Annotated in this window: 12 protein-coding genes; 6 read left to right on the top strand and 6 right to left on the bottom strand. The window is 56.6% G+C overall.

Features of this window, described 5'->3' with window-relative positions; all coding sequences use genetic code 11:
* Positions 1 to 323 precede the first annotated feature (323 nt).
* Positions 324 to 2,564 carry an EAL domain-containing protein gene (locus V1572_RS19240; protein ID WP_395299491.1) on the top strand — a complete coding sequence of 747 codons (2,241 nt, stop codon included), beginning with the start codon at positions 324 to 326 and terminating at the stop codon, positions 2,562 to 2,564.
* Positions 2,565 to 2,568: 4 nt separating this feature from the next.
* Here the strand turns inward: V1572_RS19240 and ppx are convergent, their stop codons facing one another.
* The 4 genes from ppx to purM form a co-directional block, all read right to left on the bottom strand.
* The gene (gene ppx, locus V1572_RS19235; protein ID WP_008501646.1) at positions 2,569 to 4,107 is read right to left on the bottom strand and encodes an exopolyphosphatase; all 1,539 of its coding nucleotides are present in this window, start codon (positions 4,105 to 4,107) and stop codon (positions 2,569 to 2,571) included.
* A 3-nt stretch (positions 4,108 to 4,110) separates the two neighbouring features.
* Positions 4,111 to 6,171: a polyphosphate kinase 1 gene (ppk1, locus tag V1572_RS19230; RefSeq protein WP_048029611.1), complete on the bottom strand. Its 2,061-nt coding sequence runs from the start codon at positions 6,169 to 6,171 to the stop codon at positions 4,111 to 4,113.
* Between the two features lie 220 nt (positions 6,172 to 6,391).
* Positions 6,392 to 7,033, bottom strand: coding sequence for a phosphoribosylglycinamide formyltransferase (purN, locus tag V1572_RS19225; protein WP_395299490.1), 642 nt, complete (start codon positions 7,031 to 7,033; stop codon positions 6,392 to 6,394).
* Positions 7,030 to 8,067, bottom strand: coding sequence for a phosphoribosylformylglycinamidine cyclo-ligase (gene purM, locus V1572_RS19220; RefSeq protein WP_025758936.1), 1,038 nt, complete (start codon positions 8,065 to 8,067; stop codon positions 7,030 to 7,032). The genes purN and purM overlap by 4 nt, the downstream gene beginning before the upstream one ends.
* A 266-nt stretch (positions 8,068 to 8,333) precedes the next feature.
* Here purM and V1572_RS19215 point away from each other — a divergent pair, with 266 nt between their 5' ends.
* From V1572_RS19215 to V1572_RS19200, 4 genes are all read left to right on the top strand, one after another.
* Entirely contained in the window at positions 8,334 to 9,764 is a 1,431-nt protein-coding gene (locus tag V1572_RS19215) for a 6-phospho-beta-glucosidase (protein WP_262808930.1), read from the top strand.
* A gap of 215 nt (positions 9,765 to 9,979) precedes the next feature.
* Positions 9,980 to 10,606 (top strand): uracil phosphoribosyltransferase, encoded by a 627-nt coding sequence (upp, locus tag V1572_RS19210; RefSeq protein ID WP_008501641.1) that lies wholly within the window; start codon positions 9,980 to 9,982, stop codon positions 10,604 to 10,606.
* A gap of 86 nt (positions 10,607 to 10,692) precedes the next feature.
* Positions 10,693 to 11,982 carry a uracil permease gene (gene uraA / locus V1572_RS19205; RefSeq protein WP_032675304.1) on the top strand — a complete coding sequence of 430 codons (1,290 nt, stop codon included), beginning with the start codon at positions 10,693 to 10,695 and terminating at the stop codon, positions 11,980 to 11,982.
* Positions 11,983 to 12,077: 95 nt separating this feature from the next.
* Positions 12,078 to 12,779, top strand: a complete 702-nt coding sequence (locus tag V1572_RS19200; RefSeq protein WP_213014348.1) for a DnaA inactivator Hda — start codon at positions 12,078 to 12,080, stop codon at positions 12,777 to 12,779.
* 84 nt (positions 12,780 to 12,863) lie between these two features.
* Here the strand turns inward: V1572_RS19200 and arsC are convergent, their stop codons facing one another.
* Entirely contained in the window at positions 12,864 to 13,220 is a 357-nt protein-coding gene (arsC, locus tag V1572_RS19195; protein WP_032675303.1) for an arsenate reductase (glutaredoxin), read from the bottom strand.
* 18 nt (positions 13,221 to 13,238) lie between these two features.
* Positions 13,239 to 14,702, bottom strand: a complete 1,464-nt coding sequence (gene bepA, locus V1572_RS19190) for a beta-barrel assembly-enhancing protease (RefSeq protein ID WP_045908582.1) — start codon at positions 14,700 to 14,702, stop codon at positions 13,239 to 13,241.
* Between the two features lie 221 nt (positions 14,703 to 14,923).
* On the opposite strand from bepA, the gene V1572_RS19185 reads away from it, so the two are divergent.
* Positions 14,924 to 15,988, top strand: a complete 1,065-nt coding sequence (locus tag V1572_RS19185; protein WP_045908583.1) for an AI-2E family transporter — start codon at positions 14,924 to 14,926, stop codon at positions 15,986 to 15,988.
* The last annotated feature ends 39 nt before the right edge of the window (positions 15,989 to 16,027 follow it).

Here is a 16,027-nt window from a genome sequence, read left to right as displayed (position 1 = left end):
GCGATAAGGATATTAAGGCACAGCGGGAAGATGGGGTCAATTCTGTGATGTGTAAATAACCGTCAATGTTTACATTAATTAATGTTATTGAAATTAATCAACGCATTTACCATATTGATAATATGAAGAAAAAGATGTCGAAAAAACGCCACAAAGTGTTATTTGCGTAAAGTAGTTTGATTTATGTCAACGGATTCCCGGCCCTGATATTTAAAATCCTTCCTCCACACTGTTCGCCCGACATGCTGCCGGGCGGCGCGTACGTCAGGTTGGATGCCTGTCTTTATTTCCCTCTGGAGCGATAGGGGTTTAACCGGGCATCTATGACTATTCTCGCTTTCCTGAAAAACAATGCAAACCGCTGGTGGGCATTGCCGCTTATTTTACCTGTATTTTTACTTCCCGCGATGAGCGTCGCGAATACGTTTACGCAGCTGGGCGACGGCATTGTGGCACTCTATTATTTACCGCTCTCATTTTTGCTTTCGCTGATGATGTTCTTTGGCCTGGAAGCGCTGCCCGGGATCGTATTATCCCTGTTTATCCGCTATTACCCGTCGGTCGGGATGTTTGAAACGGTTGCCGGTGTGCTCCATTTTATCGTCCCTTTAGTGCTCAGTTGGGGCGGCTACCGGGTGTTTGCGCCCAGACGCAATATGACGGCATACGGCGACATCCGCTTGATGGCGCAGCGCATCTTCTGGCAGGCCTTCTGCCCCGCGACGCTGTTTCTGGTGCTGTTTCAGTTTGCCGTGTATCTGGGCGTGTATGAGAGCCGCCAGAGCCTTGCGGGGTTGAACCCTCTTAACATTCGTACGCTCATCAACTACCAGGCGCTGCTGGTCAGCGGGCTGACGGGCGTGCCGCTGAGCTATCTGCTGATCCGCCTGATTCGTCATCCGCGCTATATCAAAAGTCTTCTCTCGCAGATCCGTGCCCAGATAGACAAAAAGGTGACGGTCGCTGAGTTTGTGCTGTGGGCGATTGCGCTAGGCGGGCTGCTTACGCTGCTGCTGCTCCCGATGAATGAAAACAGCTCCATATTCACCACAAACTATACCCTGTCGCTGCTGATGCCGGTGATGCTCTGGGGCGCGATGCGTTTCGGCTATAAGCTGATATCGCTGATCTGGACGCCGGTGCTGCTGGTGTCAATTCACTACTATTATCACTATATCCCGCTGAACCAGGGGTATGACATTCAGCTGGCGATCACCTCGTCCAGTTACCTGGTCTTCTCGTTTGTGGTGATTTATATGTCGATGCTGGCGACTCGCCAGCGCGCCGTGAATAAACGCTCCCGCAGGCTGGCGCTGCTCGACCCGGTCGTCCATATGCCTAACCTGCGGGCGCTGTCGCGCGATCTGGCGAAGAATCCGTGGTCGGCGCTCTGCCTGCTGCGCATTCCGGAGCTGGAAATTCTGGGCCGAAATTACGGCGTGCTGCTGCGTATTTTGTACAAACAGCAGCTGGCGCAGTGGGTAAACGGTACCCTCCAGCCCAACGAGCAGGTGTATCACCTCACCGGGTATGACATGGCGGTGCGGCTCAACGCGGAATCGCACCAGCAGCGAATTGAAACCCTGGACGAGCATATCAAGCAGTTCCGCTTTGTCTGGGACGGCATGCCGCTGCAGCCGCAGGTGGGTGTAAGCTACTGCTATGTCCGGTCCCCGGTTAACCATCTTTATCTGGTGCTGGGTGAGCTGGGGGTGGTGGCCGATCTGTCACTCTCCTCAAACCATCCGGAAAATCTTCAGCAGCGTGGTGCCGTCCATTTGCAGCGCAGCCTGAAGGATAAAGTCGCGATGATGAGCCGCCTGCAAAAGGCGCTCGATAACGACGAATTCACCCTGCTGGTTCAACCCGTTCGCGGCCTGCGTGGCGATCGCTATCACGAAGTCCTGCTGCGGATGCCGGATATAAACGGGCTATTGATCTCTCCCGACCAGTTCCTGCCTGTCGCTCAGGAGTTTGGTTTGTCCTCCCGGGTGGACCTGTGGGTGCTTGAGCATACGCTGCGCTTCCTGGCCGCGCATCGCGAGAGCCTGCCCGGCCAGCGTTTTGCCATTAATCTGGCCCCCTCAACCGTATGCCGGGTGCCGTTCCCGCTTGAGGTGAGTCGCCTGCTGGCGAAATACGCCATTGAGCCGTGGCAGCTGATTTTTGAGGTGACGGAGTGCAGCACCTTCGGCAGCGGGGAGCAGGCGCTACACATCCTCCAGCAGTTGCAGAAAATGGGGGTACGCATTGCAATTGATGATTTCGGGACCGGCTATGCAAGCTATGCGCGGCTGAAAAGCGTGGATGCCGACATTCTCAAGATCGACGGCAGCTTTATCCGCAATATCGTCAACAACAGCCTGGATTATCAGATCGTGGCGTCTATCTGCCATCTGGCGCGCATGAAGAAGATGCTGGTGGTGGCAGAGTATGTCGAGACCGAGGAGATACGTAGCGCGGTTCACGCGCTAGGCATCGATTATGTGCAGGGCTATCTGATTGGCAGGCCAGCGCCGCTGGAATCACTGCTGGAAACAGAGGCGTCCTGCGCGGACGCCTGAACCGTTACGCGGCGACGTCAGCGCTCTCTTCTTCAATTTTGAGCAGCCAGCCGGTGACCGCTTCCCAGTACTGTTGTTCTTTTTCCAGGTCCAGCAGGACCAGCGCATTCTGGCTGAACCAGTCGTGCGGGAAGCTCAGCGTCCAGTGATGGTCGTCGGTTTTAAGCTTCAGCGTGGGCGGCGTGGTGGTCGCCTGACGCTGGTTATTGAGCAGCACGCCAAGACGCAGCAGCTGAATGAGCGGCAGGAACTGCTTTTTCTTGAACAGCGTGAAGCGCGGCAGGTCGTCGAGCTTGATGGCTTTGCGGTGATACCGCACCAGGGTCGCCATCATGGTTTGCTGCTCCTGGTTGAAGCCCGGCAGATCGCTGTTTTGCAGAATATAGGCCGAATGGCGGTGCATGCCGCTATGGTTGATGTTCAGACCCACCTCATGGAGCATCGCGGCCCATTTTAACAGCGCGGCAAGCTGCGGGTGCGCGAGCTTCGGATTCTGCTCTTCCCACTGCTCGTACATCTGCACCGTGGTGTCCAGCACGCGCTTCGCCTGCTCGCGGTCGATGTTGTACTGGTTAGCCAGGCTTTGCGCGGTGCGGCTGCGAATATCCTGATGGCGGAAACGGCCTTCCATTTCGTACAGCACGCCTTCGCGCAGCGCGCCGTCGGAAAGGCGCAACTCTTTAATGGCGAGAGCGTCAAACACGCCGCAGAGGATGGCCAGCCCCGGCACGAAGACCGCCTTACGCTCGTCGGAAAGACCCGGCAGGCTGAGGGCGTCAAAACTTTTATGCTTCAGCACTTCGTCGGTCAGCAGCGTCAGGCGTTCGGGCGTGATGAACCCGTCTTTTTCACCCATTGCCAGCAGCACCTCATGCGCCGCTTTGATGGTGCCTGACGCGCCCAGCGCCACGTTCCAGCCCTGAATACGGTACTGCCAGGCCAGGTTTTCCAGTTTCTGGACAGCTGCCATACGCGCACGCTGGAAGTTCTCGCGGGTGATGGTGCCGCCCGGGAAATACATCTGCGCGAAGCTGACGCAGCCCATACGGCGGCTTTCCACCAGGCGAGGCTCAAAGTCTTCGCCGATCACCAGCTCCGTAGAACCGCCGCCGATGTCGATCACCAGCTTGCGCCCTTTTTCCGGCTGGGTGTGTTCGACGCCCATGAAAATCAGACGCGCTTCCTCGTTACCGGAGATGATCTCAATCGGGTAGGGGATCACCTTTTCGGCCCGCTTGAGAAACTCTGGCGCGTTCAGCGCCTGGCGCAGGGTGTGGGTGCCCACGATGCAGACGCTGGAGGGCGAGAAGCCCTGCAGGCGTTCAGCAAACAGCGACAGGCAGTTTAACCCACGCTCCATTGCCTCTTCGCTGAGCATGCTGCGTTCATCAAGGCCATCCGCCAGGTGCACGCGCTGCTTCAGACGACCGATGATCTGCAGCGCGCCATCCACCTCACGGGCGATGACCATATGGAAACTGTTAGAGCCTAGATCGACCGCGGCGAATTCCTGCGGGCGTGGGGTCTTATCATTTATCGGCATAGGTTAATCGGGTTGCTCGAGTGATTTGATATAGTCGTAAATCGCCAGTTGCGACCGCACTTTGCGGCGGTTGCCGCGCGGTACATAGCGGTTACTGAGTTCTTTGTCGATATAGCGTGCTTTCACGGTATCGCTGAACAGAATCTCGATGATGTCGAGGATCTGCTGCTTCAGGCGCGGATCCAGCAGCGGTGCCGCGACTTCAATTCGGTAGTCAATATTGCGCGTCATCCAGTCTGCCGAAGAGAGATAGACCTGTTTATCACCCGCATTATCGAAAATATAGACCCGATCGTGTTCCAGGTAGCGGTCAACAATGCTGATCACGCGAATATTGTCGCTGATGCCTTCCAGTTCCGGGATCAGCGAGCACATGCCGCGGATCAGCAGGTTAACCGGCACGCCGGAGCTGGACGCGGCGTACAGCCTGTCTACCAGCCCTTTGTCCACCAGGTTGTTGAGCTTCAGCGTGATGCCGGACGATAGCCCTTTCTGGGCATTGGCGATCTCTTTATCGATCATATCGTACAGCAGACGGCGCGAGTTCTGCGGCGAGACCAGCAGATAGTCGAAGCTTACCGGACGGTACGGGTTCTCAATAAAGTTAAAGACCCGGCGCACCTCGTTGGTGATGCGGGCATCGGCGGTCAGCAGCGAGTAGTCGGTATAGATTCGTGCCGTTTTCTCGTTAAAGTTCCCGGTACCGATGTGGGCGTAGCGCACCACCTCGTCGCCCTCTTTACGGGAGATCAGGAACAGCTTGGCGTGAATTTTCAGCCCCGGCGCGGAGAAGATGACGTGTACACCGGCTTCCGTCAGACGACGCGCCCAGTGAATGTTCGCCTCTTCGTCGAAGCGCGCCTGCAGCTCCACCACCACGGTCACTTTTTTGGCGTTGTGCGCCGCGTGGATCATCGCATCGATGATGCGGGAATCTTTTGCCACGCGGTAGATGTTAATTTTGATCGCCAGCACGCTCGGGTCGAACGAGGCCTGACGCAGCAGTTCCAGCACGTGTTCAAAGGTGTGATACGGATAGTAGAGCAGGACATCGCGTTCGCGGATGGCGTCAAAACCGTTGCGGAATTTATCGAACCAGAGATGGCGCAGGCGCGGCAGCGGCTTGTTCACCAGATTGGCTTTGCCGACGTTCGGGAAACCAATAAAGTCTTTAAAGTTGTGGTAACGGCCACCCGGCACGATGGAGTCATAGCGCGAAATGGTCAGCTTCTCGCGCAGCATCTCCACCATGGCGTCCGGCATATCGCGCTGATAGACAAAGCGTACCGGCTCGGCCGTCAGGCGCTGTTTCAGGCTGGACGACATCAGCTCCATCAGGCTGGCTTCCATCTCGTGCACCAGGTCATATTCGGCGTCACGGGTCATCTTCATCGAGTAGGCGTTTAACGCATCGTAATCGAAGAAGCCTTTGAAGATGTCGTCCAGACAGTAGCGCAGGATGTTATCTAGCAGGATCATTGGCTTGCGTCTACGCGGGGTTTCCGGCGGCAGGTTCACGAAGCGCGGGACCTTGTCGGACGGGATCTCCAGCAGCGCGTAACGGATGGATTCACCGCGGATAATTTCTACGGCCAGATAGGTGTAGTCATCTTTCAGGAACTGCACCAGATCGGTTTCGCGGTTGATGAGAATCGGGGTAATGTGCTGGCGCAGGTACTGTTTAAAATAGTGGCGCAGCCAGTTTTGTTGGTTAACGGAAAGCTGACGTTCGTTAATCAGGAAGATTTGATTACGCGCCATCTCCAGCAGCAGTTCGTTATACAGGCCGTCAAATTCCTGATCGGCTTTCAACACGCGGGACTGGATTTTGCCCAGCAGGTGCCGCGAGTGCGAGTTTAGGCCCTGTTCTTCGCTGATGATGATGCGTCTCTTCAGCTCGGCAAAGCGAACCTTGTAGAACTCATCCAGGTTGTTGGAATAGATGCCCAAAAAACGCATGCGTTCGATCAGCGGGTTACTTTTGTCAGCCGCTTCCTGGAGTACACGTTCGTTAAATGCTAACCAGCTTAGCTCTTTCTCGATATATAACTTTTCCTGACCCATTACAGCTCACACTCCAGTTCAATCACAGGACGTGGTAAATCCGTCTCGTCCTTATTATGGCGAGCATTTCCACGATATGTCCAACAGTGCCAGAAAAGTATGACAGTTATTTTTTTTGTTGGGGAATTTAGAGGGTTGGGGGAGGGGGGCGCTGCGCTTATCACGACCTACGGGACCGTAGGCCCGTACAAGCGAAGCGCCGCCGGGCAATTCAAAGAGACTACTCTTCGGCAGCATGACCCTGCGGGGGTAACTTCACGCCATCCAGCCAGGCTGCGCCGTCGCGCATTTCGAGACGCCCGTCAACAAACCAGCTTACCACCAGTGGGTAAATGGCATGCTCCTGGGTCTGCACGCGTTCGGTCACGTCTTCTTCGCTGTCGCCATCAAAGACCGGGACTTTGGCCTGCAGGATCACCGGACCGCCGTCCAGCTCGTCGGTCACGAAATGCACGGAGGTGCCGTGCTCCTCATCGCCGTTTTCCAGAACCTGACGATGGGTATGCAGGCCGGGATATTTCGGCAGAAGAGAAGGGTGAATATTCAGCAAACGTCCGGCGTAGTGCGCGACAAAGGCCGGGCTCAGAATGCGCATATAGCCCGCCAGCACCACGACGTCCGGCGCGTAGGCATCAATCTCATGAACCAGCTCGCGGTCAAAGGCTTCACGCCCGGCGAACTGGCTGGCTTCCAGCGCGTGCGCGGGTATGTTTGCTTCCCGCGCGCGCTCAAGGCCGAACGCGTCGGCCTTGTTGCTGAATACTGCCCGAATGGTGCCGTTGATTTTGTTCTGCTTGCAGGCGTCTATGATGGCCTGCAAATTACTTCCGTTGCCGGAAATGAGCACCACGATGTTTTTCATTCAATGACCACACGCTGTTCGGAATCGGAGGCTTTAATCGTACCGATTTTCCACGCGTTTTCACCTTTCTCGGTCAGCAGCTTGACCGCTTTATCCGCTTCGCTTGCCGGCAGTGCGATAACCATGCCCACGCCGCAGTTAAAGGTGCGGTACATTTCGTGAGAGCTCACGTTGCCTGCGGTCTGCAGCCAGTTAAAGACCGCTGGCCACTGCCATGAGGACTCGTCGATCACCGCCTGGGTGTTGTCCGGCAGCACGCGCGGGATGTTTTCCCAGAAGCCACCACCGGTCAGGTGGGCAATAGCGTGCACGTCAACGTTCTCGATCAGTTCCAGCACGTTCTTCACGTAGATGCGGGTTGGGGCCAGCAGATGGTCAGCCAGCGGTTTCCCTTCAAGCTCGGTCGTCTGTGGGTCGCAACCGCTCACCTCAAGGATTTTACGCACCAGGGAGTAGCCGTTGGAGTGCGGGCCGCTGGAGGCCAGCGCGATCAGCACATCGCCATCCGCCACTTTGCTGCCGTCAATAATTTCTGATTTTTCTACTACGCCGACGCAGAAGCCTGCGACGTCATAATCTTCGCCGTGATACATGCCCGGCATTTCCGCGGTTTCACCGCCGACCAGCGCACAGCCAGACTGCAGACACCCTTCGGCGATACCGTTGATCACGCTTGCCGCGGTATCCACGTCCAGTTTGCCGGTCGCGTAGTAATCGAGGAAGAACAGCGGCTCTGCGCCCTGAACCACCAGGTCATTCACGCACATCGCGACCAGATCGATACCGATCGTGTCGTGACGTTTTAAATCCATCGCCAGGCGCAGTTTGGTGCCTACACCGTCAGTTCCCGAGACCAGAACAGGTTCACGATATTTTTGCGGCAGCGCGCACAGTGCGCCGAATCCACCCAGACCACCCATCACTTCCGGGCGGCGGGTTTTTTTCACCACACCTTTGATTCGGTCAACCAGCGCATTACCTGCGTCAATATCAACACCGGCATCTTTGTAGCTGAGAGAAGTTTTGTTGGTCACGGCTTAAATCCCCACGCGATTGCATAGCTAGTAAGAAAAATCGGCGCAATTCTAACAGTCCAGGCAAACGTTTGCGAGCCTATTCTCGGCGAGAGGATCTTTTTTTACGCGCAGCCTGCCAGTGCGCCCAAACTTGCGTCTGTTCACGAAAATGAAACCGGTTTCGGTATTCTCCTTGCAACCCGAAACGGCTTTGCACATCATTCAACTGAAACCGGTTTCTGTAATTGTTTTTGCAGAAAATAACGCAGAATGAGGGAAAGCGAATGTCAGGATTTAAAGCAGATTTTCTGTGGGGCGGTGCGGTTGCGGCGCACCAGCTGGAAGGCGGCTGGCAAGAAGGGGGTAAAGGCGTAAGCGTAGCCGACGTCATGACTGCAGGCGCGCACGGCGTGCCGCGTGAAATCACCAACGGCGTGCTGCCGGGGAAAAATTACCCTAACCATGACGCCATCGATTTCTACCACCGCTATAAAGAAGACATCAAACTCTTTGCCGAGATGGGGTTCAAATGCTTCCGCACCTCTATCGCCTGGACGCGCATTTTCCCGAAAGGGGACGAGCGTGAGCCGAACGAGGCTGGCCTGAAATTCTATGACGACCTGTTCGACGAGTGCCTGAAGTACGGCATCGAACCGGTTATTACCCTCTCTCACTTCGAGATGCCTTTCCACCTGGTCACCGAATACGGCGGCTGGCGCAACCGTAAGCTGATCGACTTCTTCGTTCGTTTTGCAAAAGTGGTTTTCCAGCGCTATCAGCATAAAGTGAAGTACTGGATGACCTTTAACGAGATCAACAACCAGGCCAACTTCCATGAAGACTTTGCGCCGTTCACCAACTCCGGGCTGAAGTACGCGCCGGGCGAAGACCGTGAGCCGGTGATGTTCCAGGCCGCGCACTATGAGCTGGTGGCCAGCGCGCTGGCGGTGAAGGCGGGGCGCGAGATTAACCCGTCCCTGCAGATCGGCTGCATGATTGCCATGTGCCCAATCTACCCGCTGACCTGCGCGCCGGACGACATGATGATGGCGATGAACGCCATGCACCGCCGCTACTGGTTCACCGACGTGCACGTGCGCGGCAAGTACCCGCAGCATCTGCTCAACTACTTTGCGCGTCGCGGCTTCACGCTCGATATCACCGAAGAAGATAAAGCCGCGCTGACGCAGGGCTGCGTGGATTACATCGGGTTTAGCTATTATATGTCCTTCGCCACCAAGGCGACGGCGGACAACCCGCAGTTGGACTATGACGAAAGCAAGAGCCTGGTCTCCAACCCGTACGTGCAGAAATCCGACTGGGGCTGGCAGATTGACCCGGTGGGGCTGCGCTACTCCCTCAACTGGTTCTGGGATCACTACCAGCTGCCGCTGTTTATCGTTGAAAACGGTTTTGGCGCAATCGACGTGCAGGAGAGCGACGGCACGGTGAACGACCAGTACCGCATTGACTACCTGGCCGCCCACATCCGCGAGATGAAAAAAGCGGTGGTGGAGGATGGCGTAGACCTGATGGGCTATACCCCGTGGGGCTGTATCGACCTGGTGTCTGCCGGTACCGGTGAAATGAAAAAACGCTACGGCTTTATCTTTGTCGATAAAGACAATGAAGGAAACGGCACGCTGAACCGCAGCAAGAAGAAGTCGTTCGACTGGTATAAGCAGGTGATCGCGAGCAACGGGGAGCAGCTATAATTGCCCGGTGGCGCTGCGCTTACCGGGCCTACGGGATGTGTAGGCCGGGTAAGCGTTAGCGCCACCCGGCAGAACCCCGCACCCAAGCCGGAGCCCAGCCTCTGGCTTTTTTGTTTTTGATTGATGTACATCAAGCAACATGGGTATGGCCTAATCCGAAAAAAGCGGTATAATCCCGCGATTTTTTTGCGGATGCCATTCAGAGGAGAAAGAGAATGAAGATTGTGGAAGTGAAACACCCACTCGTTAAACACAAGTTGGGCCTGATGCGTGAGCATGACATCAGCACGAAGCGTTTTCGCGAACTGGCCTCTGAAGTCGGCAGCCTGCTGACCTACGAAGCGACCTCTGATCTGGAAACGGAAAAAGTCACCATCGAAGGCTGGAACGGTCCGGTACAGGTTGAGCAGATCAAAGGTAAGAAAATTACCGTCGTGCCTATCCTGCGTGCCGGTCTCGGCATGATGGAAGGCGTGCTGGAGCACGTGCCAAGCGCGCGCATCAGCGTGGTGGGGATCTACCGTAACGAAGAAACCCTCGAGCCGGTTCCTTATTTCCAGAAGCTGGTGTCCAACATCGACGAGCGTATGGCGCTGGTGGTTGACCCGATGCTGGCAACCGGCGGTTCAATGATTGCCACTATCGACCTGCTGAAAAAAGCGGGCTGCAGCAGCATTAAAGTGCTGGTGCTGGTTGCGGCACCGGAAGGGATCGCGGCGCTGGAAAAAGCGCACCCGGACGTTGAGCTGTATACCGCCTCTATCGACCAGGGTCTGAACGAGCACGGGTACATCATCCCGGGGCTCGGCGATGCCGGCGATAAGATCTTTGGTACGAAATAATCGAATAACGATAAATAAGCCGACTTTGATAGTCGGCTTTTTTTTGAATAAAACACCAACAACGATACTACTCAGAGGAAAACACTATGACGCGCCGTGCTATCGGGGTGAGTGAAAGACCGCCGCTTTTACAGACTATCCCGCTTAGTTTGCAGCACCTGTTCGCCATGTTTGGCGCAACCGTGCTGGTGCCAATCCTGTTCCACATTAACCCGGCTACCGTGCTGCTGTTCAACGGCATCGGTACGCTGCTGTACCTCTTCATCTGTAAAGGCAAAATCCCGGCGTATCTCGGGTCGAGCTTTGCCTTTATCTCTCCGGTGTTATTGTTGCTGCCGCTGGGTTATGAGGTCGCGCTGGGCGGCTTTATCATGTGTGGCGTGCTGTTCTGCCTGGTCTCCTTCATCGTGAAGAAAGCCGGGACCGGCTGGCTGGACGTGATGTTCCCACCTGCGGCGATGGGTGCCATCGTGGCCGTCATCGGTCTCGAACTGGCGGGCGTGGCGGCGAATATGGCCGGTCTGCTGCCTGCTGACGGCCAGTCACCGGATTCCAAAACCATTATCATCTCGCTGGTGACCCTGGGCGTAACGGTGTTTGGCTCCGTGCTGTTCCGCGGCTTTATGGCGATTATCCCGATCCTGATCGGCGTGCTGGCGGGCTATGCGCTCTCCTTCGTGATGGGCGTGGTGGATACCACCCCGATTGCCGAGGCGCACTGGTTCGCGCTGCCAACCTTCTACACGCCGCGCTTCGAATGGTTTGCGATCTTCACCATTCTGCCTGCGGCGCTGGTGGTGATTGCGGAGCACGTCGGCCACCTGGTGGTAACGGCGAACATCGTTAAGCGCGATTTAATCCGCGATCCGGGCCTGCACCGCTCCATGTTTGCGAACGGTTTCTCCACCATCATCTCCGGTTTCTTTGGGTCTACCCCAAACACCACCTACGGTGAAAACATCGGCGTGATGGCGATTACCCGCGTTTACAGCACCTGGGTTATCGGCGGCGCGGCGATCATCGCCATTCTGCTCTCCTGCGTCGGCAAGCTGGCGGCAGCGATTCAGATCATCCCGGTTCCGGTGATGGGCGGCGTGTCTCTGCTGCTGTACGGAGTAATTGGTGCCTCCGGTATTCGCGTGCTGATTGAATCTAAAGTGGATTACAGCAAAGCGCAGAACCTGATCCTGACATCGGTGATCCTGATTATCGGCGTGAGCGGGGCGAAGGTGCACATCGGCGCGGCCGAGCTGAAAGGCATGGCGCTGGCAACCATCGTCGGCGTGGGCCTGAGCCTGATTTTCAAGCTGATCTCCGTGATCCGTCCGGAAGAGGTGGTGCTGGACGCTGACGAAAACGAAAAAGCGTCACACTGATCCTATAACCGGGCGGACGATCCGCCCGGTTCTCTCCTTGCAGGTTCCGTGTTAAACTCCATGCCGATTTTATGTCAGATCTGGTTGAGGTACTTCTGAACGGACCGGCACAGCTCTCTCTGCCACTCTATCTCCCTGACGACGAAACGTTTGCGAGTTTCTGGCCGGGTGATAACCCCTCTTTACTGGCTGCACTGCAAAACGTGCTGCGTCAGGAACACAGCGGATACATCTATATCTGGTCACGCGAAGGCGCGGGGCGCAGCCATCTGCTGCATGCCGCCTGCGCGGAGCTCTCTGCGCGCGGTGATGCGGTAGGCTATGTGCCGCTGGATAAACGAACCTGGTTTGTCCCTGACGTGCTGGAGGGGATGGAACATCTCTCCCTGGTCTGCATCGATAACATCGAATGCGTGGCGGGGGATGAGCCGTGGGAAATGGCGATCTTTAACCTCTACAACCGCATTCTGGAATCGGGCAAAACCCGGCTGCTGATCACCGGCGATCGTCCGCCTCGCCAGCTGAATCTGGGACTGCCGGATCTGGCGTCTCGGCTGGACTGGGGCCAAATCTATAAGCTTCAGCCGCTGTCGGATGAAGATAAGCTTCAGGCGCTACAGCTGCGCGCAAAGCAGCGCGGCTTTGAGCTGCCGGAAGACGTGGGCCGTTTCCTGCTGAAGCGGCTGGATCGCGAAATGCGTACGCTGTTTGACACGCTGGATCAGCTCGATCGCGCCTCCATTACCGCCCAGCGCAAGCTGACCATTCCGTTTGTGAAAGATATTCTGAAGCTATAGTTGTGCCGGGTGGCGGCTGCGCCTTACCCGGCCTACATATGGCATCCGTAGGCCCGGTAAGCGCAGCGCCACCGGGCGAAACCATCAGAGGATCTCGAGCACGTCTTCCGGCGGGCGTCCAATGCGCGCCTGGCCGTTCGCCACGACAATCGGGCGCTCAATCAGCTTTGGATTTTCAACCATCGCCTGTATCAGCTGAGCCTCGGAGAGACGGCTGTCATCCAGGTTAAGCGACGTATACAGATCTTCTTTCTTGCGCATCAGATCTCGCGCACTGCCCATGCCCAGCATATGCAGCAGCTGGCGGAGGGTCTGCGCGTCCGGTGGGGTGTCGAGGTACAGCACCACCTCCGGCTCCACGCCGTTAGACTTCAGCAGGCTCAGGGTATCGCGGCTCTTGGAGCAGCGCGGGTTGTGGTAAATTTTTACGGCGTCTGTCATGACGTGAATTCTCCTTGATTACATCTTCTCGTACGGCTTGAAGCGCTGCTGCAGGCCGCGAAGCTGATCGATACGCGCGTCGTATCGGGCCTGCTGGAGGCTGCCGAGTTTGACCTGCGAGCTGGCGCTACTGAGTGCGGAAATGGCCTGATCGAGGCGCCCCACCAGGGCAAAGCCTTCTGCGCGTGCCGCCAGCTCCTGATCGCGGTTGCCGAGCTGGGCTTCCGCCTGAGCGAGCAGATCCCAGCCGTTTTGATCGTCTTTATTATTAAAGGTGTAGCGGTTCAGAATGGTCGCCGCTTCACCCGGCTGGCCGCCCTGCAAGTAAGCATTCGCCAGGTTAAGCTGCAGCACCGGGTTGGTACGGACGTCTTTCGCCCCTTTCAGGCGGTTAATCGCATCGGCAGGCTTCTTCTGCCCCAGATCGATATCCGTCGACAGATCGAGGTACCACGGGTTGTTTGGGTCGGCAGCCAGAAGCGGCTGCAGCGCCTTACGTGCCTCGTCGTATTTACTGGCTTCCATCGCCTGGAGCGCCTGACCATACTGCGCGGCGTTCTTCTCGCGCACGTTGCCTTTCGCCAGGGTATCCAGCAGGTCGCTGGTGAGCTGGTTACGCCCGGAATTGTACATCCCCAGCGTTCTCACCTTCGCCATGTAGAAATCCTGCGAAGACTGGACCACGACCGGGCGCATCTGGTTGGCACGGTTACGCGCGTCCGACAGACGGCTTTCAGGCAGCGGGTGCGTGAGCAAAATTTCCGGTGGACGGGAAGAATAACGCGCTTGATCGAGCAGTTTTTCGAGGAAGCTCGGCATGGCCTGCGGGTCAAAGCCTGAACGCTGTAACACCTGAATGCCGATGCGGTCTGCTTCCTGCTCGTTCTGCTGGGTAAAGCTGATCATCCCCTGGCGCGTTCCTGCCAGCGTACCGGTCAGCGCTGCCATCCCGGCCTGCGGGCTGGCCATCGCCAGCAGAATCGATCCCAGTGCGCCTACCCAGGTAAGGGGAGCGTTACGTTTCTGGTCTTCCATCGCACGCGCCAGGTGACGCTGCGTGACGTGCGAAATTTCGTGCGCCATCACCGAGGCCAGCTGGCTTTCGTTGTCTGAGTAACGGAATAACGCCGAATGCAGCACCACGTTACCGCCAAAGAAGGCGAAGGCGTTGATTTCGTCGTTATTAATTAAATAGAAATGGAAGGGGGTTCTGACCGAATCGGCGTGCGCCACCAGACGCATTCCCAACCCGTTTATGTACTGTACCAGCAAAGGGTCGTTAATCAGCGGGGCGCTGCCGCGCAGCTGGCGAACATAGTAATCCCCCATTTGCATCTCTTGCCCAATAGAGAGCGTGCTTCCTGCTGTGGTGCCCATGTCCGGCAATGTATCGGACGAGTCAGCAAAAGCGGGCAACACCTGACCGACCGTCACCGCGGCAATCAGTGTTGCAACCAGTGTTTTTCTCAATTGCCTGAACATAACCACTGTCCTGTATGTTGGATGTGCTAATTTGACCGATGAACCGGCATATCGTTCATCTCTGCTGCCCTGCGAGTGTAGCCGTGTTGTAGCATGAAGAAAATCCCATTCATCAGGCTTTTGCGGATTGCGATCGGGATACAAAAAGCGAAAGTCTTTTTTGTGACAGTTAGATACAATTCACCGTCTCACTCCCGCCATTCGATTCAGGGAAGGGTTGTATGCTCGAAATGTTAATGCAGTGGTACCGGCGTCGCTTCAGCGACCCGGAAGCCATTGCTTTGTTGGTTATTCTGGTTGCCGGGTTCGGTATCCTGTTCTTCTTTAGCGGTCTGCTCGCCCCTCTGCTGGTGGCGATTGTGCTGGCGTACCTGCTGGAGTGGCCCACGGCGCGCCTGGAACATATCGGCTGTTCCCGCCGCTGGGCGACCAGCATCGTGCTGGTGCTGTTTGTTGGCATCCTGCTGCTGATGGCCTTTGTGGTGATGCCGGTTGCCTGGCAACAGGGAATCAACCTGATCCGCGATATGCCCGGCATGTTGAACAAACTGTCTGATTTCGCCGCCACGCTACCGCGCCGTTATCCTGCGCTGATGGATGCCGGGATTATCGACGCGATGGCCGAAAACATGCGCGCCCGCATCATGACGATGGGCGATTCGGTGGTGAAGTACTCTCTGGCGTCCCTGGTCGGACTGCTGACACTGGCGGTCTACCTTGTGCTGGTGCCGCTGATGGTCTTCTTCCTGGTGAAAGATAAAGACCAGATGCTTAACGCCGTGCGCCGTATTCTGCCACGCAACCGCGGGCTGGCGGGGCAGGTCTGGGAAGAGATGAACCAGCAGATCACCAACTACATTCGCGGCAAGGTGCTGGAGATGATTGTCGTGGGGGTCGCCACCTGGATTGGCTTCCTGATTTTCGGCCTGAACTACTCGCTGCTGCTGGCGGTGCTGGTGGGGTTATCGGTCCTGATCCCGTATATCGGCGCGTTTGTGGTGACCATTCCGGTGGTTGGCGTGGCGTTGTTCCAGTTTGGGCTGGGGACCGAGTTCTGGAGTTGTTTCGCGGTGTACCTGATTATTCAGGGGCTGGACGGTAACCTGCTGGTACCGGTGCTGTTCTCCGAAGCGGTAAACCTGCATCCGCTGGTGATTATCTTATCGGTGGTGATTTTCGGCGGGCTGTGGGGATTCTGGGGCGTGTTCTTCGCCATTCCGCTGGCAACGCTGATTAAAGCGGTCGTCCACGCGTGGCCGGATGTGCCGGCGGTAGAAGAGCAGTAAGTTTTGCCGGGTGGCGTTGCGCTTACCCGGCCGACTTAT

It is taken from the genome of Enterobacter quasiroggenkampii (genome assembly GCF_043972695.1).
Taxonomy (GTDB): Bacteria; Pseudomonadota; Gammaproteobacteria; order Enterobacterales; family Enterobacteriaceae; genus Enterobacter; species Enterobacter quasiroggenkampii.
This window is presented reverse-complemented; position numbering and strand designations above follow the sequence as displayed.

Excerpts from the sequence above, each read along its gene's own strand:
- V1572_RS19240 (WP_395299491.1), top strand. The coding sequence starts at position 324 with ATGACTATTCTCGCTTTCCTGAAAAACAATGCAAACCGCTGGTGGGCA.
- ppx (WP_008501646.1), bottom strand. The coding sequence starts at position 4,107 with ATGCCGATAAATGATAAGACCCCACGCCCGCAGGAATTCGCCGCGGTC.
- ppk1 (WP_048029611.1), bottom strand. The coding sequence starts at position 6,171 with ATGGGTCAGGAAAAGTTATATATCGAGAAAGAGCTAAGCTGGTTAGCA.
- purN (WP_395299490.1), bottom strand. The coding sequence starts at position 7,033 with ATGAAAAACATCGTGGTGCTCATTTCCGGCAACGGAAGTAATTTGCAG.
- V1572_RS19215 (WP_262808930.1), top strand. The coding sequence starts at position 8,334 with ATGTCAGGATTTAAAGCAGATTTTCTGTGGGGCGGTGCGGTTGCGGCG.
- upp (WP_008501641.1), top strand. The coding sequence starts at position 9,980 with ATGAAGATTGTGGAAGTGAAACACCCACTCGTTAAACACAAGTTGGGC.
- uraA (WP_032675304.1), top strand. The coding sequence starts at position 10,693 with ATGACGCGCCGTGCTATCGGGGTGAGTGAAAGACCGCCGCTTTTACAG.
- arsC (WP_032675303.1), bottom strand. The coding sequence starts at position 13,220 with ATGACAGACGCCGTAAAAATTTACCACAACCCGCGCTGCTCCAAGAGC.
- bepA (WP_045908582.1), bottom strand. The coding sequence starts at position 14,702 with ATGTTCAGGCAATTGAGAAAAACACTGGTTGCAACACTGATTGCCGCG.
- V1572_RS19185 (WP_045908583.1), top strand. The coding sequence starts at position 14,924 with ATGCTCGAAATGTTAATGCAGTGGTACCGGCGTCGCTTCAGCGACCCG.